18 protein-coding genes are annotated in these 19,561 nt (G+C 50.4%); 10 read left to right on the top strand and 8 right to left on the bottom strand.

The window, feature by feature from the left end; all coding sequences use genetic code 11:
* Positions 1-957 carry a YbgA family protein gene (locus K6K13_RS06365; RefSeq protein ID WP_222160991.1) on the bottom strand — a complete coding sequence of 319 codons (957 nt, stop codon included), beginning with the start codon at positions 955-957 and terminating at the stop codon, positions 1-3.
* A 221-nt stretch (positions 958-1,178) separates the two neighbouring features.
* Positions 1,179-1,385, bottom strand: a complete 207-nt coding sequence (locus tag K6K13_RS06360; protein WP_222160019.1) for a YbfA family protein — start codon at positions 1,383-1,385, stop codon at positions 1,179-1,181.
* A gap of 378 nt (positions 1,386-1,763) precedes the next feature.
* Between K6K13_RS06360 and kdpE the strand changes: the two genes are divergently transcribed.
* Both kdpE and K6K13_RS06350 read left to right on the top strand, forming a co-directional pair.
* Positions 1,764-2,447: a two-component system response regulator KdpE gene (gene kdpE, locus K6K13_RS06355; protein ID WP_222160990.1), complete on the top strand. Its 684-nt coding sequence runs from the start codon at positions 1,764-1,766 to the stop codon at positions 2,445-2,447.
* Between the two features lie 112 nt (positions 2,448-2,559).
* Positions 2,560-2,988 (top strand): EamA family transporter, encoded by a 429-nt coding sequence (locus K6K13_RS06350; RefSeq protein ID WP_222160018.1) that lies wholly within the window; start codon positions 2,560-2,562, stop codon positions 2,986-2,988.
* A gap of 70 nt (positions 2,989-3,058) precedes the next feature.
* Here K6K13_RS06350 and K6K13_RS06345 read toward each other — a convergent pair whose 3' ends face one another.
* Complete coding sequence (locus K6K13_RS06345) at positions 3,059-3,388, bottom strand: hypothetical protein (protein WP_222160017.1); 330 nt, start codon at positions 3,386-3,388, stop codon at positions 3,059-3,061.
* Positions 3,389-4,325: 937 nt separating this feature from the next.
* Here K6K13_RS06345 and K6K13_RS06340 point away from each other — a divergent pair.
* A complete protein-coding gene (locus tag K6K13_RS06340; RefSeq protein ID WP_222160016.1) occupies positions 4,326-4,931 on the top strand; it encodes a response regulator transcription factor in 606 nt (201 codons plus the stop codon).
* A 167-nt stretch (positions 4,932-5,098) separates the two neighbouring features.
* On the opposite strand, the gene pgm is transcribed toward K6K13_RS06340, so the two are convergent.
* Entirely contained in the window at positions 5,099-6,742 is a 1,644-nt protein-coding gene (gene pgm, locus K6K13_RS06335) for a phosphoglucomutase (alpha-D-glucose-1,6-bisphosphate-dependent) (RefSeq protein WP_222160015.1), read from the bottom strand.
* Positions 6,743-6,781: 39 nt separating this feature from the next.
* A complete protein-coding gene (seqA, locus tag K6K13_RS06330; RefSeq protein ID WP_222160014.1) occupies positions 6,782-7,315 on the bottom strand; it encodes a replication initiation negative regulator SeqA in 534 nt (177 codons plus the stop codon).
* Between the two features lie 346 nt (positions 7,316-7,661).
* Here seqA and ybfF point away from each other — a divergent pair, with 346 nt between their 5' ends.
* Positions 7,662-8,453 carry an esterase gene (gene ybfF / locus K6K13_RS06325; RefSeq protein ID WP_222160013.1) on the top strand — a complete coding sequence of 264 codons (792 nt, stop codon included), beginning with the start codon at positions 7,662-7,664 and terminating at the stop codon, positions 8,451-8,453.
* 167 nt (positions 8,454-8,620) lie between these two features.
* Entirely contained in the window at positions 8,621-8,908 is a 288-nt protein-coding gene (gene ybfE, locus K6K13_RS06320; protein ID WP_222160012.1) for a LexA regulated protein, read from the top strand.
* Positions 8,909-8,983: 75 nt separating this feature from the next.
* On the opposite strand, the gene K6K13_RS06315 is transcribed toward ybfE, so the two are convergent.
* Positions 8,984-10,657, bottom strand: a complete 1,674-nt coding sequence (locus K6K13_RS06315) for a methyl-accepting chemotaxis protein (RefSeq protein ID WP_222160011.1) — start codon at positions 10,655-10,657, stop codon at positions 8,984-8,986.
* A gap of 453 nt (positions 10,658-11,110) precedes the next feature.
* Between K6K13_RS06315 and fldA the strand changes: the two genes are divergently transcribed.
* A complete protein-coding gene (gene fldA, locus K6K13_RS06310) occupies positions 11,111-11,638 on the top strand; it encodes a flavodoxin FldA (protein ID WP_222160010.1) in 528 nt (175 codons plus the stop codon).
* Positions 11,639-11,972: 334 nt separating this feature from the next.
* On the top strand, positions 11,973-12,419 hold the full coding sequence (gene fur, locus K6K13_RS06305; protein ID WP_222160009.1) for a ferric iron uptake transcriptional regulator: 447 nt from the start codon (positions 11,973-11,975) through the stop codon (positions 12,417-12,419).
* Positions 12,420-12,494: 75 nt separating this feature from the next.
* On the opposite strand, the gene glnS is transcribed toward fur, so the two are convergent.
* Positions 12,495-14,153: a glutamine--tRNA ligase gene (gene glnS, locus K6K13_RS06300; protein ID WP_222160008.1), complete on the bottom strand. Its 1,659-nt coding sequence runs from the start codon at positions 14,151-14,153 to the stop codon at positions 12,495-12,497.
* A 230-nt stretch (positions 14,154-14,383) separates the two neighbouring features.
* Positions 14,384-15,880 carry an N-acetylglucosamine-specific PTS transporter subunit IIBC gene (gene nagE / locus K6K13_RS06295; RefSeq protein WP_222160989.1) on the bottom strand — a complete coding sequence of 499 codons (1,497 nt, stop codon included), beginning with the start codon at positions 15,878-15,880 and terminating at the stop codon, positions 14,384-14,386.
* A 304-nt stretch (positions 15,881-16,184) separates the two neighbouring features.
* Here nagE and nagB point away from each other — a divergent pair, with 304 nt between their 5' ends.
* The 3 genes from nagB to nagC all read left to right on the top strand — a co-directional run bounded on the left by nagB (position 16,185) and on the right by nagC (position 19,457).
* On the top strand, positions 16,185-16,985 hold the full coding sequence (gene nagB / locus K6K13_RS06290; RefSeq protein WP_222160007.1) for a glucosamine-6-phosphate deaminase: 801 nt from the start codon (positions 16,185-16,187) through the stop codon (positions 16,983-16,985).
* Between the two features lie 21 nt (positions 16,986-17,006).
* Complete coding sequence (gene nagA, locus K6K13_RS06285; RefSeq protein ID WP_222160006.1) at positions 17,007-18,155, top strand: N-acetylglucosamine-6-phosphate deacetylase; 1,149 nt, start codon at positions 17,007-17,009, stop codon at positions 18,153-18,155.
* A 78-nt stretch (positions 18,156-18,233) separates the two neighbouring features.
* On the top strand, positions 18,234-19,457 hold the full coding sequence (nagC, locus tag K6K13_RS06280; protein ID WP_222160005.1) for a DNA-binding transcriptional regulator NagC: 1,224 nt from the start codon (positions 18,234-18,236) through the stop codon (positions 19,455-19,457).
* The last annotated feature ends 104 nt before the right edge of the window (positions 19,458-19,561 follow it).

The following is a 19,561-nucleotide window of genomic DNA, read 5'->3' as shown; positions in this document are numbered from 1 at the left end:
TTAGTGGCCATAGCGTAAACGCAAAGCTTCGGGATAGGGGTCAAAGTAGCGCTGCTGCGCCAGGTAATCATCAGGGTATTCGGTCATGTAATGACGCAACAGCGTCATCGGCGCCAGCAGCGGTTGCACACCTTGCCGATAACGATCGATGAGATTAGCCAACTCCTGACGTTGCTGGGCGCTAAGGTGGGGACGAAAATAACCCTGAACGTGCATCAATACATTGGTATGGTTGCGACGCGATGCGGGGTGCGACAACAAGCGCATAAAACGCAGCCGGTATTCCGTGGCAAAGGCTTCCAGCGTCGGCCATTGCGCCATGCCGGCAACAAAAGGGCCCAGTTCTCGATAGTCGGGCTGCGAGTGCGCTAGTAATAACAATTTATAGCGACTATGGAACGCCATCAGTGCACCACGCGACAACCCCTGCTGCCAGATCTGCTGCAATTCATGCAAGGCATAAACCCGGGCAATAAAATTTTCTCGCAGCACAGGGTCGTTCAAGCGCCCATTCTCTTCTAACGGCAACCACGGCATATGCCGTTTTAGCGCCTGCGCAAACAGCCCTTCTCCGTTTTTTTGGGCATTTTTCCCCTGACTGTCATAGACCTTTACCCGTTCCATCCCACAACTGGGGGATTTGGCGCACAGGATAAAACCGCACAGATGGCGCAACAATGCCATTTTTTGATCGGAAAACGCGAGCATCTCATCGGTGATATCGATGCCAGAACCGTTGCTGGCACAAAGCCGAATACCCTGCTTACCGGCGTTGACCAAGCGCAGCGCGGGGCGTGGCACCGGTAATCCGACCGCCATTTCGGGACATACTGGCTGAAAATGGCAATAAGGTGCTAATTGATCAACAGCGAAGTCAAAGCGCTTATGCCCTCCGTCAAACCGCACTGGCGCACCGAGTAAACATGCACTTATTCCAACAGGAATAGGAGCTGACATCATAAACGCTCTCCCGTTCGTCAACATTCCCTCAGCATAGCGGATTTCAAGCGGCTACGGAGCACAACGACGAAGATCGAGCGAAAACAAAAATCAGGGTGTATTAGAGGGAAAAGGAAAGAGAGCAAACCAACAGAGCTACTGACCGAGGGGATATAGAGGTCAGTAGCGCACAATGATGTTTTTACTGAATCGATGCTGTTAATTACCCGCGGCGTAGCTTAGAAAAAATCACCGGCCGCCGCTTCTGATTGTGCCATCCAGACCGGTTGATCGCTGGTTTTCAACCAAACACGGTGCAAATAGCTGTAAAAGCGGGCGCGATCGGTACGAAACAGCATCACAGGCAATGCCAGTAAGCCGAAGGCAACAACAGCAACGCGACGCAGGAGAACGCGATACATGGGATAAGCAGTATAAATCGACATAGCGATCCTCCTTCATCAGTGAGCAGCCACTGCAACGACATAGCTCACAAAACCAACACGACGATGAATAACTGCTCAAAATAGTACCGCTTTTGCTGAAACTTTACTACTCATCGGACCAGAAAAAGATCGTGTTTTCGTCATTTTTCCCGAACATTCTGTTATTGGGTTACAAAATGGCTAACGAATTACATTTAATGTATAAATCGATGTTGCGTTTATTGGTTTTTTATCCGCTCCCGCGGTTCGACTCTCCTTTTGCCATCCAAAAGGCTTTTGTCGCAAACGCGCGGAACTATATGATAGCGTCGTAGAGAACCATTTAACGTCGTACTGGCGGGTAAAACCCGCAACTACGAGACAGAAGGAGTCGATGCCCTGCTACCCTCCAGCGTTTTGATCATAGAAGATGAAAAAGAGATCCAGCGCTTTGTACGCAGCGCGCTGGAAAGTGAAGGACTACGCGTTTTTGATGCGCAGACCTTGCAACGTGGCCTGCTGGAAACGGCTACCCGCAAGCCTGATCTGGTGATCCTCGATCTCGGTTTACCTGACGGTGACGGCACCCTCTATCTCCGCGACGTTCGCCAGTGGAGCAGCGTGCCAATTATTGTGCTGTCCGCGCGCAGTGATGAACGGGACAAAATCGACGCGTTGGATGCGGGTGCTGATGATTATCTCGCCAAGCCGTTTGGGATTGGTGAGTTGCTGGCCCGTGTGCGCGTTGCATTGCGTCGCCACAACGCTAATGCGATGGAAAGCCCGGTAGTGACATTCGGCAGCATTACCGTTGATCTCAGCCAACGTTTGGTCAGCCGGGACGGCGAAACACTGCATCTGACGCCGATTGAATTCAAACTGTTGGCACTGCTGCTGGCGAATGCGGGAAAAGTACTGACGCAGCGTCAACTGCTGGTGCAAGTTTGGGGACCCAACGCGGTGGAAAGCAGCCATTATCTGCGCATCTATATGGGGCACCTGCGACAAAAGTTGGAAAGCGACCCCACACGACCTCGTCACTTTATCACCGAAACTGCCGTAGGTTACCGTTTTATGCCTTGAGCTAGCGTACTGAATCAACAGCGGATAACGCTGGTTATCCCCCCGGAGCAGGCGTACCATCCCACGCTCATTCTGTCGATCTCCATCCCGATTTTTAATGCTGAGGCTCATCATGAGTAGTTGGTTACTTTATGCATTGCTCTCCGCCCTGTGCGCCGCCGCAGTGGCCCTGTTTGGTAAAGTGGGATTGCAAAATCTTGACGCCAACACCGCAACAGCGGTTCGTGCCGTGGTGATGGCGCTGTTTTTGGTGGGCGTTGTGGTGGTGCAAGGAAAAACAACCATGATCGGTGAAGTGCTTGCCAATAAAAAAGCACTGACCTTTATTTTGTTAAGCGGGGTTGCAGGAGCGCTTTCCTGGCTGTTTTATTTTTTAGCATTGAAAAGTGGTAATGTGGCTCAAGTTGCCCCCATTGATAAACTCAGCGTTGTGTTTGCTGTTATTTTGGCCGCCGTACTCCTGGGAGAAAAAATATCACTATTAGGCGGCGTTGGCGTTGCCATGATATCCGTTGGTGCACTGCTGGTAGCATTAGGCTGAGGGTATCCCTCGGCTGAGGCCGAGGGCTTATAAAAATAAGGAACAACAGACCGTTAGCAATGGCTCTAGGTTAAAAAAATCTCATCGTATGACAACCGAATCGCTTTCTTTTTTCGCGTAGCCGACATATTGAATAAAATATAAATTGAGAATGCTGTTTATCTCTGCCAGTGAAATAAAAATAGAGATCGTATTTATCCCTCAAACAATTTATCTTTTCCTTATAAACATGCGTCATCATCAAATAAACAGAATCACTCTTTCTTTTAGCATTGATTTTTTTCAATGAACGCGCCGCACATGATTTGTACTGAAGAAAAACATTTTTTCTATCCATATCAATATCCCATAAGGTAAGAATTAAAAAATGCGCTGAGATATAACCCGTTAACGCTGTCATAGACCTATATCCGTTATACCTCACGTTACATATGCGTTGGCTGAGTTCACTCCCCGAATCACTTACCGCCTTCCTGCAACTCGAATTTTTCAGGATATCGTTGTTGTTACTTTTGCCTGCAATTGACCATATTTAGGGGAACGGTCTTCAACCGGGATGCTACGACACGAACACCGTGCTGTATACCACGCATACGCAGCTACAAGCCGTCTCAGGCTGAGAGCGCCAGTTTCACCGTTAATGGTTACAAGTATACGTAATGATAATATCCAATAAACGATAAACGAAAGGCAAACCAATAAAAAAATGCCCCTGCTATGCATAGCGCTACTCGATAAAAATGATCGTCAACTGGGAGAGCAAACGATTACCATTGAAAACCTCAATGAATACCTTTCACTTTTGTCTCTTTAGAGAAAAAACACATCGTAGAACAAAAAAGATATAAATCTCACCATCGTTTTCATTTTAAGAAAATGATTACTATTCATATGTTTTGCTACGGATATCGCACAGTTACAATGGGTATAATTTAAAAGGATAACAGTTACACAACGACTAAACAAAAAAAATGGACATTATAGAAAACCATGCTATTAAATATTAATACAAAGCGCTGTAGACTAAGAGGAAGATTAATCCGCAAACATAAATTCTCATAAAACCAGATAATAAAATAAATACAAGGAAGTTTTTATACCCTAAATAACTCGAGTTGCAGGAAGGCGGCAAGCGAATGAATCCCGATGAGCTTACTTAGGTAAGTGATTCGGGTGAATGAGAGCAGCCAACGCACTTGCAACTTGAAGTATGACGGGTATACATCAATCATTTATTAACTCACCCTCAATGAATGTATTAACCCTACATAGGATCCAGGTGCATTTGCCCATGCAGACAATTTTTCGGGAACAACCGGTTAAATAGGTACTAGACGATGGAAAGAACTGTTGTGCTCCTTCATTTTGATCGCTATTTTACTGTCGGCCTTGGACACCTCATTCATCAATGGTTCCATACCCAGAAACTTGAGGTCAATATTCAATATAACACTGAGCAAATTGAACAAGCGGATATTATTTTCACTACAGCGACTCAGCACGCTCCGCGCTGGTGGCGTCAGTTTCGCCGCAAACGGCGTGCTACCTTGCTTTTCTTGCTGGTAAAGCAGAAGAACACGCTGTGCTGTGGCTATGAAGACGGACAGTTGGCGCTCAGCGATCCACCAGAAGCACTGTCCGCGTTGTTAAATACCTTTGTTGCCAGCCCTTCATCGCCAGGGATTCCGTCCCAGGTACAGCGATATAACATCGTGCAGTGCCTCAGTCCGCGTGAGCGAGAGGTGCTATGGGGCTACAAACAGGGGCTAAATAACAGTAAAATCAATGAGATATCTGGAATATCCATTAAGGCCATCAGCGCGTACCGTAATCACGCAATGCAAAAGCTGATGCTGAAAAATCATGCCGATCTCCATGAGTGGTTACACAGCATCGCCGCCGAGAACCTTTCCTGCTATTTCAAGCAGAAAAAGGAAGTGTGAAAAGGTGAACAACGCAGCAAAATCCGCTGGCCCAGCAATAGCATCCGTCACTCATCTGACAACGGTTCTTATGAAAACAGGCCAAGATTGAATGACAAAGGACGCACAGTGCGTCCTTTGTTCCTCTTCCTCAGTGACCCCCTAAAGACGGCTCACTACAGGAACGCCTATTTGGCATTTGCCAGCACAGCGCTGACAATATCTACCGCTTCTTTCTCAATGCGCTCGCGATGCTCCGCGCCCAGGAAACTTTCGCAGTAAATCTTGTAGGCTTCTTCCGTGCCCGACGGACGCGCCGCAAACCAGCCGTTATCCGTCATCACTTTCAATCCGCCAATCGAGGCGCCGTTACCCGGTGCCGCCGTCAAACGTGCAGTGATCGGATCGCCAGCCAATGTACTGGCAGCAACCTGTTCGGGTGATAGGCGTGACAGTGCCGCTTTTTGCGCATGAGTCGCAGAGGCTTGAATACGGTTGTAACTCGGGGCACCAAAACGCGCCGCCAGCGCATCATAATACTGCTGCGGATTTTTACCGGTTACCGCAGTGATCTCCGCCGCCAGCAAGCACATGATGATGCCATCTTTATCCGTTGACCATGGCGTGCCATCGAAGCGCAAGAAGGACGCCCCTGCGCTCTCTTCGCCGCCAAAACCAAAGCTGCCATCGAATAAACCATCAACAAACCATTTGAACCCGACTGGCACTTCCACCAGTTTACGTCCAAGATCTGCCACTACACGGTCAATCATGGCGCTGGAAACCAGCGTTTTACCGACAGCAACGGATTGCCCCCACTGCGGACGATGGCGGAACAGGTAGTCGATAGCAACGGCCAGATAGTGGTTCGGGTTCATCAGGCCGGCGGGCGTCACAATGCCGTGGCGGTCATAATCAGGATCGTTGGCAAAAGCCAGATCGAATTTATCACGCAGCGACAGTAACCCCGCCATCGCTGACTCTGAAGAGCAGTCCATGCGGATAACGCCGTCATGATCCAGAGTCATAAAGCGGAACGTCTGATCGACCGCATCGTTGACCAAGCGCAAATTCAACTGGTAGTGCTCTGCGATGCGCTGCCAGTAGGCAATGCCCGATCCACCTAACGGATCGACACCCAGTGTTAGCCCTGCTTTCTGAATGGCGGGGATATCCACGACCTCACGCAAGCCTTCAACATAAGGTTGCACCAGATCTTGCTCATGCACATAACCGCTCTGCCAGGCTTTATCCAGCGTCAGGCGTTTTACGGCTTTTAGCCCATCAGCTAACAGGGCGTTGGCACGTTTCTCGATAACGCTGGTGACGTTAGTATCAGCAGGTCCACCATTCGGTGGGTTATATTTGATACCACCATCTTCCGGCGGATTATGAGACGGGGTGATCACAATGCCATCGGCCTGCGCATTGCCCTTGCGGTTATGCACCAGAATGGCATTGGAGATAGCGGGCGTCGGCGTAAAGCCGTTGTCCTGCTGCACCACCACATCAACGCCGTTCGCTGCCAGCACTTCCAGCACCGAGATAAAGGCCGGTTCCGACAGCGCGTGGGTGTCTTTACCCACAAAACAGGGACCGCTGATCCCTTGCTTTTTGCGCTCTTCGGCAATCGCCTGAGCGATAGCCAGAATATGCGCTTCATTAAAACTGTGGCGCGCTGCACTGCCGCGGTGGCCGGATGTTCCGAACTTCACCGCATGTGCGGCGTTATCCACATCGGGGCGTAAGACATAATACTGTGACGTTAATTGCGCCACATTAATCAAATCACTTTGCCGGGTGGGTTGTCCGGCTCTGGGGTGATTAGCCATCGGCGTTCTCCCTGACGCTATTCGTTAAGACACTGTTCGCTAAATGGTACCGCACACTTTTTCGACAAGCTCCGCGGGGAACTGCATCGATTGCATGATTTGTTCAACCATGCTGCGTTTGCGATCCGTATTGGTATTGGTGATGACCCAGTAAGGCGTACCCTGAATATGTTTAGGTTTAGTATGGACGCCATGCTGAAGCAATGTGTGTTCGTCGCCGGCAAAATAAACGCGCGTGCGGCCATGAAGCTGCTCAGTTGCCGCAGAAAAGGTGTTCGGTTCGAGGCAATATAAGGTAGAGAGCACCAGCATAAAGCGATTGATGGCTTTACTTTGCGCGGCATATTCATCGGACAACAGCAGTTCACGCACTGCCCGTACACCATCGCGCGGTTTTGTCGCTACGCTCGCTGGCGCCTGCGCTTTCGTTGTGGCCGTTTCGGAAGCGGCGACAACCTGTCCTGCCCGGAAATTCAGCATACGACGCAGAATATCCGAGGCGCTTTCACCAATGTGCTGCGTGTGGCTGGCAATATAACGATACAGCTCTTCGTCGACCTCAATAGTTTTCATCTTTATCCAGTACTGTTTTTACTCTAATTAATCGGCAAGAAGTATATAGGCGAATCAATACCACCGAACAGCGGCATTACACAAACAATATCGAAAGTCAGACGATCCCCCATCTGCTCCCTCGCCCCATTACCTGTAACCTGCAAAAAGCATATACCCTAAATAATTCGAGTTGCGGGAAGGCGGCAATCGAATGAATCCCGATGAGCTTACTCTGGTAAGTGATTCGGGTGAATGAGTGCAGCCAACGCACCAGCAACGTGAAGTATGACGGGTATAGTCTTCATTTTCCACAGGGCAACACCATCGGCAACAGTCATGATACCCTAAGCGCCTGTGTCTCTGAATGAACTTCACCATGAAATTGAATTATCGCTTGCAAAATGCGCAACAACCCACTCATACGTTGCCTATCGTATTGATTCACGGTCTGTTTGGGAATCTGGATAACCTGGGCATTCTGGCGCGTGACCTGCAAAAGCAGCACGATGTCCTTCAGATTGACTTACGTAATCACGGATTATCACCGCGCACGCCGGAAATGAACTACCCGGCCATGGCTGGCGATGTAAAAGCATTACTGGATGCCTTGTCCATCGATAACGCCATTATCATCGGGCACTCCATGGGAGGGAAAACCGCCATGGCGTTGAGCGCACAGATCCCTGACCGCATTGAAAAAATCGTCGCCATTGATATTGCGCCGGTCGATTACCAACTGCGACGCCACGATGACGTGTTTGCAGCACTGCGTGCGGTTAGCGCTGCAGGCGTTACCACGCGCACCGAAGCTGCAGCCATCATGCGTCATCACCTTAAGGAAGAGGGCGTGGTGCAATTTTTACTGAAATCCTTCCAGCAGGGCGAGTGGCGCTTTAATGTCCCGGTGCTGTGGGAGCAGTATGAGCACATCGTCGGCTGGGAAACCGTACCCGCCTGGCGCAAACCCATCCTGTTCATTCGCGGGGCGTCATCCCCTTATCTGGATGACCGCTATCGAGAAACGCTATTGCAGCAGTTTCCCAATGCCAAGGCGCATGTGATTGCGGGGAGCGGCCACTGGGTTCATGCAGAAAAACCCGATGCGGTTCTGCGCGCAATTCACCGTTTCCTTGAAGAACCCCCGCATAATCCGTAACGATCAGCGGCAGTTACCCATTGTCGCCGCCAGCCTCGCTGGGGTATGATGGCGCCCGCACTAGAGGGACGGCTGAATCAGCCTTATGCACAGTAACCACATCATCAAAATGTCACGCTGAACCGATGCGTGCATTTTGGTCAGACTTCCTTGCAGCAACACTACCTATGGCAAAAGAACAAACGGACCGTACCACGTTGGATCTGTTCGCGGATGAACGTCGGCCTGGTCGTCCCAAAACCAACCCGCTTTCACGCGACGAACAGCTTCGCATTAACAAGCGCAATCAATTGCGTCGTGACAAGGTGCGAGGATTGCGTCGCATTGAATTGAAAATTAATGAGGAAGCCGTGGAAGCACTCAATAGCCTGGCTGAAATGCAGAACATCAGCCGTAGTGAACTCATTGAACGCATGTTGCTGGCGCAGTTGGCGGACAAAGACCTTTCATCCTGATACGTTAATGTCCGGCGTCATCCATGACGCCCTGCATCCCTCCCTGGCAATGACATTGATGGGTAAATCGCTCTCTTAAAATTGTTCCCAGTTATCGTTTCCTGGTGGCAACGCCTTTTTGGCTGCTGTGCCACTTCCAGTGCGTGGCAAGGCGGCAACGGGTGCAGCAGGCGCGGCAACGGGCACGACGGATTCCGACAGTTGGAACACCGCCACCGTCCGGTTAAGCACTGCAGCCTGCTCTTCCAATGACAACGCTGCCGCAGACGCCTGCTCCACCAATGCCGCATTCTGCTGCGTTACGCTGTCCATTTCCGCCACCGCTTGTCCAACCTGTGCAATCCCCTTGCTTTGCTCACCGGAAGCCGAGGCAATTTCCCCCATGATGTCCGTCACATTGGTCACAGCACGTACAATGTCACTCATGGTAACTCCCGCATCTTCAACCAACTGGGAGCCAGTACCCACACAGTGCGCGGATTCAGCGATCAATCCTTCGATCTCTTTTGCCGCCTGTGCACTGCGCTGCGCCAGACTGCGCACTTCACCGGCAACCACGGCAAAGCCGCGCCCTTGCTCACCGGCCCGTGCCGCTTCAACGGCAGCGTTAAGTGCCAGAATGTTAGTCTGGAACGCAATACCGTTGATCACCGTGGTTATCTCGGCAATGCGTTTTGAACTTCCCGAAATCTCCGCCATGGTTTTCACCACGTTATCAACGATCTCGCCCCCTTTTCTCGCCGTATTGGATGCTTGCAACGCCAACTGGCTCGCGTGATTGGCATTTTCCGCATTCTGTTTAACGGTGGCCGTCAACTGCTCCATGCTGGCCGCTGTCTCTTCCAGTGCAGAAGCCTGATGTTCAGTACGCGATGAGAGGTCATTATTACCGGATGCAATCTCGGAGGCGCCAAGGTAGATGGCATACGTGCTGGAACGGATCGTACTGACTGTCGTCGCCAGACTGGTTTGCATATCCCGTAATAGAGGCAACAAACGCCCCACACAGTTACGACCAAAATCATGAATCGGTTTGCCAAGTTGCCCGGAGGCGATAGCGCTAAAGTGCTCGCGTAGCGTATCGAGAGGTTTAACCAAACAGGCCACCAGATAGCGATCGGTGAAAAACAGCAGCAGCAGTCCTACAACCAATCCGGTCAGCAGTATATTTTGGCCAATGGCGGTGATGTGCTGAAAACGCGCGCCCGCTGCGGCGAATTTATCGGAGCCTGCCTTGTTAAAAGCGTTGACCGAGGCCCCGAATTGACGACTCAGTGCTGGCACCGTTTCCTTGGCATAGCGCTGATATTCATCCAAAGCGTTGGCTTGCGCCTTTTGAAACATCGGATCCACGCCCTGAGTAATCAGGTTACCCCAATCGCGCACCACCGCTTCAGCCAGCGCGGCATCCAGCCCTGCGTGATCGATGCTGCTAAAGGTAGCCAGATCGGATTTCAGATTATTTAATGCCGTCAATGCTGACGCCTGTTCTTTATCTGCCAGCGAATTTTCACCACTGCGGCGCCAATCCACTACCCGTGCCAAACGGGTTACCATGCGAAAATATTGATCGTTGCCCTGATTGACTAAATTCATGTTATGAACCAGTAAGGTACTGGTCTGTGACGTCGTGGTCATCTCTTTGAAGGAGAAAATGGTGTAGACGGAAACACCGCCCCAAAGCACACAGAAGCCCCCTAAAACCCATAACATTGCCGTTCTGATGGCGATGTTTCTCAAAAATTGCATAAGCATGCTCCAGATATAAATAACGTGCGGTAGGGTTATTATTTTTTAAAAAATCATAAGGTTTAAAACAATCCCCAACGGGGAAAACGCGCGATGCTTTACGTCTGCAAGCACACGGCGAACCTTCTAGTTTCATCGTCAATATTAAAAGAATATTTAGTAGTTTCCCTCCGTGATCTACCGCACGCCGTCACTAAAAACTAGTGATTATTTATATTTTTCAATAATATAGGGAAACTCGCATTAACAATGCCGCTGCTAAAGTAATTAAAAAAACTGGCGAAATAGCGAAAACGAGCTACCGGATAAATACCCTTGTTTAATAGCGGTTATTTCCGCTTTGGGCCTGGGGAAAGATACAAGTTTCTCCCACCCCCAGCGTCTGATATTATTACTTGATATGTAGGTGATAAACCGCACCATACCATTAAGAATAAAGAGGTTATTTTATCCATGGCACTCATAGGCATTTTCTTTGGCAGTGACACCGGCAATACCGAAAACATTGCCAAGACAATCCAACAGCAACTGGGCAGTGATGTTGCAGAGGTTCATGACATCGCCAAGAGCAGCAAAGAAGATATCGAAGCGTTTGATATCCTGCTGCTTGGCATTCCGACCTGGTACTATGGTGAGGCCCAGTGTGATTGGGACGATTTCTTTCCGACACTGGAAGAAATTGATTTCAATGGAAAAATCGTTGCCTTGTTTGGCTGTGGCGACCAAGAAGATTACGCAGAATATTTTTGTGACGCGATGGGAACGCTGCGCGACATTATTGAACCGCGCGGGGCAACCATCGTCGGCAATTGGTCAACCGAAGGTTACTATTTCGAAGCGTCTAAAGGACTGGCAGACGATAACCATTTCATCGGTCTGGCCATTGATGAAGATCGTCAACCTGAGCTGACCAGTGAACGCGTCAGTGCCTGGGTCAAACAAATCAGCGAAGAACTCAACCTGAAAACGCTGGTGGGTTGATCTCCCCGGTTTAACATAAAGCCCTGATAGCAATGTCAGGGCTTTATTAATAGATAAAACCGATTAAATTAATAGAAACATTTTTTTAACTTCCCGGTCTAAGCCTGTACAATAGTACCCATCGGTTTTGTACGTTTATCAATTTTCTCCATTTTACAACAAGAGATTGCGCGCGAATGCACACTTTCTTTATGGAGACGGTATTGTTAACATCCCATGGTTTTCATTTTTAATGCGCGGTTCTATAATTGGGACGCCATTACAATTTTTGAGCCGACCGATGTCATAGGCTTAATTGCCCCCATCGACGAGAAAGTAACAGGACTAAACCCGCATGACTGACAATAACACCGCATTAAAGAAGGCCGGCTTGAAAGTCACTCTGCCAAGACTGAAGATTCTGGAAGTGTTGCAGGATCCGGAGTGTCATCACGTCAGCGCGGAAGATTTATATAAAAAACTGATAGATATGGGCGAAGAGATCGGTCTGGCGACCGTTTATCGCGTGCTTAACCAGTTTGACGATGCCGGTATTGTCACCCGTCATAATTTTGAAGGTGGTAAGTCAGTGTTCGAGCTGACACAGCAACACCACCATGACCATCTTATTTGCCTGGATTGCGGACGCGTTATTGAATTCCGTGATGAATCTATCGAAGCGCGTCAGCGCGAAATCGCAGACAAACACGGCATCAAACTGACTAACCACAGTTTGTACCTTTATGGTCATTGCAGTACGGGCGACTGCCGTGAAGAAGAAACGCTCCACGACCCGAAATAAGCCAGGCCCTTTTCTGATTGATGCCAAAAAAAACCGCCACACAGGCGGTTTTTTCATTTTAGTCCAGCGCTGGCCTCAGCCAACCCAGGTATCACGCAAACCGACTGTACGGTTAAACACCAAATGTGTTTCGCTAGAATAACGGCGATCGGCACAGAAATACCCTTCACGTTCAAACTGATAGGCTTTTTCCACTTCGGCCTTTGCCAAACTCGGTTCAACAAAGCCCTGAGCCACTTTTAGCGAATCCGGGTTAATCGTTGCGAGGAAATCATCCGCAGCACCGGGGTTTGGCACGTTGAACAGGCGATCGTAAAGGCGGAACTCAGCCGGCAACGCGTGAGCGGCAGAGACCCAATGGATAACGCCCTTTACCTTACGCCCGTCAGCCGGATCTTTACTCAACGTTTCAGCATCATAGGTGCAATACAGCGCGGTGATAACACCCTGTTCATCTTTCTCAACGCGTTCCGCCTTGATGACATACGCATTGCGCAAGCGTACTTCTTTACCCAGCACCAGACGCTTGTACTGTTTGTTCGCTTCTTCACGGAAGTCGGCACGATCGATATAAATCTCACGGCTGAACGGAACCTGACGGGTGCCCATTTCCGGCTGATTAGGATGATTCGGCATGGAAACCCACTCTTCGTGGCCTTCTGGCAGGTTCTCGATGATCACTTTTACCGGATCCAACACCGCCATGGCGCGCGGTGCATGCTCATTCAAATCGTCACGAATGCAGGATTCCAGCGCCGCCATTTCGACATTATTGTCTTGCTTGGTCACGCCGATACGACGACAAAATTCGCGCACGGAAGCAGCCGTGTAACCACGGCGACGCAGGCCGGAGATGGTAGGCATACGGGGATCGTCCCACCCTTCAACCACGTTTTCCGTCACCAACTGATTCAATTTACGTTTGGACGTTACTGCATATTCCAGGTTTAAGCGCGAGAATTCATACTGGCGCGGATGGCAAGGAATGGTGATGTTGTCCAACACCCAATCGTACAGGCGGCGGTTATCCTGAAACTCCAGCGTGCACAGTGAGTGCGTAATCCCTTCCAGCGCATCGGAAATGCAGTGCGTGAAATCGTACATGGGATAGATGCACCATTTTTTCCCGGTCTGGTGGTGCTCGGCAAATTTGATGCGGTACAGCACCGGATCGCGCATCACGATGAACGGGGATGCCATGTCTATCTTGGCACGCAGACAGGCGGTGCCCTCAGCGAATCCACCATTGCGCATTTTTTCAAACAGATTCAGGTTTTCCTGAACGCTGCGATCGCGGTAGGGACTGTTTTTACCGGGGGAGGTCAGCGTGCCACGGTATTCGCGGATCTGCTCGGGAGAGAGTTCGTCCACATAGGCCAGCCCTTTGCCAATCAGTTCGACGGCGTACAGATGCAACTGGTCAAAATAATCAGAAGAGTAGCGAATCTCTCCGCTCCAGGAGAAACCCAGCCATTGCACATCCTGCTTGATGGACTCGACGTACTCGATATCCTCTTTCACCGGGTTGGTGTCATCAAAACGCAGATTACACTGACCGTTGTAATCTTTCGCCACCCCAAAATTGAGGCAAATGGACTTGGCATGGCCGATATGCAAGTAGCCATTAGGTTCCGGCGGAAAACGGGTTTGTACCAGGCTGTGTTTTCCAGACGCCAGATCTTCATCAATGATCTGACGGATAAAATTGGTTGGGCGGGCTTCTGCCTCACTCATGCTTGATTCCTCGATGCAAAACGACACATAACCCGCAATGATCCAACAAGCTACGGCAGGACACAACAGTTACTTGCACTAAATCTTATGAAATACACAGAAAGAAGCAAAACTGCTGATGATTACGCATGAGGTAACTGAAAGTGGGCATCTTGTAATACCCACGGTGATAAAAAATGCGGCGTGAGAAATACCCCACGCCGCACCATTCAACGCTGACAATACAATGATTATTGCCCGTTTTGGATATGCTTCAAGGCCGTGGTGATCGCTTCTGCCTGCGTCCCCACGACAATTTGTACATTCTGTTTATTCAAGCGGATAACCCCTGCCGCTCCCAAGCGTTTTGCCTGTGCCTCATCCACTTGCGCAGAATCCACCACATTGAGCCGCAGACGTGTGATACACGCATCGATCCCCACCAGATTGGCTTTACCGCCCAGCGCCGCCAAATATCCCTGGGCCAGAGACTCCGTATCATTCACTTTCTTTTCGGCAACGCTTTGATTGAGCGTAAAACCATCCGTCTCGCTGCCATCAACCGACTGCTCGCGTCCCGGCGTCAGCAAGTTGAACCGTTTGATAGTGAAACGGAACGTCACATAGTAGATAACAAAGAACACCAGCCCTTGCGGAATCAGCATATACCACTGGGTTGCCAGCGGGTTGCGCGAAGAGAGCACCATGTCGACCAATCCGGCGCTAAAACCGAAGCCCGCAATCCAATGCATACTTGCAGCAATAAATACCGAGATCCCGGTCAACACGGCATGCAGCACATAGAGCACGGGCGCTACGAACATAAACGAAAACTCAAGCGGCTCGGTGATCCCGGTAAAGAACGCGGCAAATGCGGCGGCCATCATAATTCCCGCCACTTTGCTTTTATTTTCCGGACGCGAACAGTGATAAATCGCCAACGCAGCGCCCGGTAAACCAAACATCATGATGGGGAAGAACCCCGCCTGATAGCGTCCCGTGATGCCAACAACTGCTTTGCCCGCATCAATGGACTGCTGCCCGCCAAGGAAATTCGGGATATCGTTGATGCCCGCCACATCAAACCAAAATACCGAGTTCAACGCGTGGTGCAACCCGACAGGAATCAGCAGACGGTTGAAGAACGCGTACACGCCCGCCCCCACCGAACCCAACTGCTGGATATGCTCGCCCAGCGTGACCAACGCGCTAAAAATCACCGGCCAGACATACATCAAGATGAAAGCAACAACGATCATCAGGAACGAGGTCAAGATAGGTACCAACCGACGCCCACTAAAAAACGACAATGCTTCGGGCAATTTGACATGGCTATAACGGTTGTAGAGCTCAGCCGAAATAATACCGACCAGAATACCAATAAACTGGTTTTGGATTTTGCTGAACGCCGCAGGCACTTCCGCCAGCGGGATATGCTGGCTCATTGAAACGGCCGCAGGAGAACACAACGTGGTCAACACCAGAAAACCGACGAACCCGGTTAGCGCCGCGGCACCGTCTTTATCTTTGGACATGCCATAAGCGATGCCCACCGCAAACAGCACCCCCATGTTTTCAATGATGGCAGCACCGGACTTGATCAGCAACGCCGCCAGCGCGCTCTCACTGCCCCAACCGTTTGGATCGATCCAGTACCCTATCCCCATGAGAATCGCTGCGGCTGGCAACGTCGCCACTGGCACCATCAGCGCTCGACCAACCCTTTGTAAATAGCTAAGAACACTCACATTATCCTCTCTCTCCCGCCAGGGGATACTAAACTGCCCGTTAAACTGATTCACAGCAGCCATCCCATACCAGGCGGCTTGTGCTTGAAGTGTAAAAAAAATAATTCGCCACGCAAATTAAACCCTGACATTTTGTGACATAACGCGCAAAACACCCGCATATTAAATCATTATACCTATCGATAGCCCCAGATTATTTCAAGATAAAAAAAAACAGGCTAGACTAACTAATAACCTATCTTTATCATCCAGACAGTAGCAAATCGGTTCACTGGTTTTGGAACGCTTATCCGGAGATTTATGTATGAGACTTATTCCCGTAACCACATCAGAGCAGGTAGGCAAATGGGCGGCACGACACATTGTGCAGCGCATTAATGCCTTTAATCCCAGCGCTGAGCGCCCTTTTGTATTAGGCCTGCCAACAGGCAGCTCGCCGTTAGAAGCCTACAAAGCGCTTATCGTGATGCACAACGCGGGGCTGGTCAGTTTTAAACACGTGGTGACATTTAATATGGATGAATATGTCGGTCTGCCCGCCGCACATCCGCAAAGCTATCACACGTTTATGTATGAGAATTTCTTCAATCACGTTGATATTCAGCAGGAAAATATTAACCTGTTGAACGGTAACGCTCCAGATGTGGTGGCCGAATGCCAACGCTATGAAGAAAAAATGGCCTCCTACGGCAAGATTCACCTGTTCATGGGCGGGGTCGGTAATGACGGGCATATTGCGTTTAATGAACCCGCCTCATCCTTAGCCTCCCGTACGCGGATCAAAACGTTGACCGAAGAGACCCGCACCGCGAATTCCCGTTTCTTCGAGGGTGATGTGTCCCAGGTTCCCAAATACGCACTTACCGTCGGCGTTGGCACTCTGCTGGATGCAGAGGAAGTGATGATTCTGGTGTCTGGCCGTAATAAAGCTCAAACATTACAGGCAGTCGTAGAGGGCAATGTGAATCACATGTGGACCATCAGTTGTCTGCAACTGCATGCCAAGGCAATCATTGTTTGCGATGAGCCTTCGACCATGGAGTTGAAAGTGAAAACCGTGAAATACTTCCACGAGTTGGAAGCTGAAAGCATTATCGGTCTTTAATCTGTAAGCCGGGAGTTCAAGATGTATGCGTTAACCCATTGTCGTATCTATACCGGGCACCAAATACTGGATGACCATGCTATCGTTATCAACGATGACACGATCGACAGCGTGTGTCCCGAATCCGATCTTCCCGACACCCTGCCGCGCCACGATCTGAAGGGCGGGTCGGTGGCCCCCGGCTTTATCGATTTACAGCTTAACGGCTGCGGTGGCGTCCAGTTCAATGACAGCATTGATGCCATTTCCATTGCCACGCTGGAAACCATGCAACATGCCAACCAACGCTCTGGCTGCACCAGCTTTCTCCCTACGCTTATCACCTCCAGTGATGCTTTTATCAAGCACGCGGTTGAAACCCTACGTGCTTATCTCGCGTTACACACCAATCAGGCACTCGGCCTGCACATTGAAGGACCGTGGCTGAATGTAATCAAAAAAGGGACACACGATGTCCGCCTAATCCGTGCGCCCGAGCAACAACTGGTTGACTATCTTTGTGCCAATGCGGATGTGATTGGTCAAATCACGCTGGCACCGGAAAAGGTGCCAGCCGCGATGATTCGACAGCTTAGCCAGGCGGGGATCGTGGTTTCGGCAGGGCATTCCAATGCCACCTGGCAGGAAGCAAAACGCGGATTTGCTGCCGGTATTCGCTTTGCCACTCACCTGTTTAATGCCATGCCGTATATTAGCGGACGCGAACCGGGTTTGGTGGGCGCTATTTATGACGCCCCTGAGATCTATTGCGGCATCATTGCCGATGGCATGCACGTTGATTGGGCCAATATCCGCAACAGCAAACGGATCAAAGGTGAGAAGCTCGTACTGGTCACCGATGCCACGGCCCCGGCTGGCGCTGATATCGATAGGTTCACTTTTGCCGGTAAAACCATATACTACCGTGATGGGTTGTGCGTGGACGATAACGGCACGCTAAGCGGTTCGGCACTGACGATGATCGATGCCGTCAAGAACAGCGTGCAACATGTCGGTATTGCGCTAGATGAAGCGCTGCGTATGGCAACCCTTTACCCAGCGCGCGCCATGCATCTGGACGATCGGTTAGGCAGTATCGAAAGTGGAAAAATCGTCAACCTGACAGTATTTGATGATGGGTACCACGTCCTTCATACCTTCGTGAATGGCAATAGCGTCTATACGCGATAACACGCGTAGCAAACGCTTAGGCTATCTGAGGTAAGGGGGATATAAAACGAGGCCGGAAAGATAAGCGAGCGTTCAAGAATGACGACAGGCGGACAAGCACAAATAGGGAATGTTGATCTGGTCAAGCAGTTAAATAGTGCCGTTGTCTATCGTCTGATTGATCAACAAGGCCCCATTTCCCGCATTCAGATAGCCGAATTCAGCCAACTGGCGCCGGCCAGCGTCACAAAAATCACGCGGCAGTTGTTGGAGCGTGGGCTGATAAAAGAAGTTGACCAACAGGCCTCTACCGGTGGGCGTCGTGCCATTTCCATTATTTGTGAAACGCGGCCTTTCCACGCGATCGCCGTGCGTCTGGGTCGCCACGGCGCCACGATTGCGCTCTACGATCTTCAGGGTAAATCGCTGTGCGATGCCCACTATCCGTTGACAGAAAGTACACAGGATACGCTGGAAGCCTCGCTGTTTGACGCGATCAGCGACTTTATTGCCATCAATCAACGCCGTATTCGGGAACTGATCGCTATCTCGGTCGTGCTCCCCGGCTTGGTCGATCCCTCGGCGGGCATTGTGCATTACATGCCGCACATTAGCGTCGATAACTGGCCCCTCGTACAGTTGCTACAACAGCGCTTCAAGGTCACGTGCTTTGTCGGCCATGATATTCGCAGCCTGGCGCTGGCTGAACACTATTTTGGTGCCACTCACGACTACCCTGACTCCATTCTGGTCCGGGTTCACCGTAGCACCGGTGCAGGCATTTTGGTCAACGGGCAAATCTTCCTCGGTAGCAACGGCAATGTGGGCGAAATCGGGCATATTCAAATCGATCCCCTTGGCGAACGCTGCCACTGCGGCAACTTTGGCTGTCTGGAAACAGTGGTGTCCAACGGAGCGATTGAGCAACGTGTCGCTCACCTTCTGTCGCAAGGGTTCAGCAGCAAGCTGACGCGCGAAGAGTGCACCATCACTGCCATCTGCAAAGCCGCTAACCGGGGTGATACGCTGGCGCAAGATGTGCTTGAGCATGCCGGTAAATATTTAGGCAAAGCGCTTGCCATCGCCATCAATCTGTTCAACCCGCAAAAGGTCGTGATTGCGGGTGAGATCACCGATGCCGAGAAAATTCTGCTGCCTGCCATTCAACGCTGCATCAACACCCAGGTGCTGAAAGAATTTCGGCAGCACCTGCCGATTGAAGTCTCCACATTGAACCACCTCTCCCCCATTGGGGCTTTCGCGCTGGTAAAACGCGCCATGCTTAACGGTGTCCTGTTGCAGCATTTACTCGAGCCCGCTTGATCGTGGACGTTTGCGGGATTATGAAATCAGCAAAAATTCGCCCTCAATAGCGACACTGATTATCATTTTGTCACAAACAAGCCTTTTGCATTGAATAAAACACA

It is taken from the genome of Symbiopectobacterium purcellii (assembly GCF_019797845.1).
Lineage (GTDB): Bacteria > Pseudomonadota > Gammaproteobacteria > Enterobacterales > Enterobacteriaceae > Symbiopectobacterium > Symbiopectobacterium purcellii.
This window is presented reverse-complemented; position numbering and strand designations above follow the sequence as displayed.

Coding starts and splice junctions, on each gene's coding strand:
- K6K13_RS06365 (WP_222160991.1), bottom strand. CDS start 957: ATGTCAGCTCCTATTCCTGTTGGAATAAGTGCATGTTTACTCGGTGCG.
- K6K13_RS06360 (WP_222160019.1), bottom strand. CDS start 1,385: ATGTCGATTTATACTGCTTATCCCATGTATCGCGTTCTCCTGCGTCGC.
- K6K13_RS06350 (WP_222160018.1), top strand. CDS start 2,560: ATGAGTAGTTGGTTACTTTATGCATTGCTCTCCGCCCTGTGCGCCGCC.
- K6K13_RS06345 (WP_222160017.1), bottom strand. CDS start 3,388: ATGACAGCGTTAACGGGTTATATCTCAGCGCATTTTTTAATTCTTACC.
- K6K13_RS06340 (WP_222160016.1), top strand. CDS start 4,326: ATGGAAAGAACTGTTGTGCTCCTTCATTTTGATCGCTATTTTACTGTC.
- pgm (WP_222160015.1), bottom strand. CDS start 6,742: ATGGCTAATCACCCCAGAGCCGGACAACCCACCCGGCAAAGTGATTTG.
- seqA (WP_222160014.1), bottom strand. CDS start 7,315: ATGAAAACTATTGAGGTCGACGAAGAGCTGTATCGTTATATTGCCAGC.
- ybfF (WP_222160013.1), top strand. CDS start 7,662: ATGAACTTCACCATGAAATTGAATTATCGCTTGCAAAATGCGCAACAA.
- ybfE (WP_222160012.1), top strand. CDS start 8,621: ATGGCAAAAGAACAAACGGACCGTACCACGTTGGATCTGTTCGCGGAT.
- K6K13_RS06315 (WP_222160011.1), bottom strand. CDS start 10,657: ATGCAATTTTTGAGAAACATCGCCATCAGAACGGCAATGTTATGGGTT.
- fldA (WP_222160010.1), top strand. CDS start 11,111: ATGGCACTCATAGGCATTTTCTTTGGCAGTGACACCGGCAATACCGAA.
- fur (WP_222160009.1), top strand. CDS start 11,973: ATGACTGACAATAACACCGCATTAAAGAAGGCCGGCTTGAAAGTCACT.
- glnS (WP_222160008.1), bottom strand. CDS start 14,153: ATGAGTGAGGCAGAAGCCCGCCCAACCAATTTTATCCGTCAGATCATT.
- nagB (WP_222160007.1), top strand. CDS start 16,185: ATGAGACTTATTCCCGTAACCACATCAGAGCAGGTAGGCAAATGGGCG.
- nagA (WP_222160006.1), top strand. CDS start 17,007: ATGTATGCGTTAACCCATTGTCGTATCTATACCGGGCACCAAATACTG.
- nagC (WP_222160005.1), top strand. CDS start 18,234: ATGACGACAGGCGGACAAGCACAAATAGGGAATGTTGATCTGGTCAAG.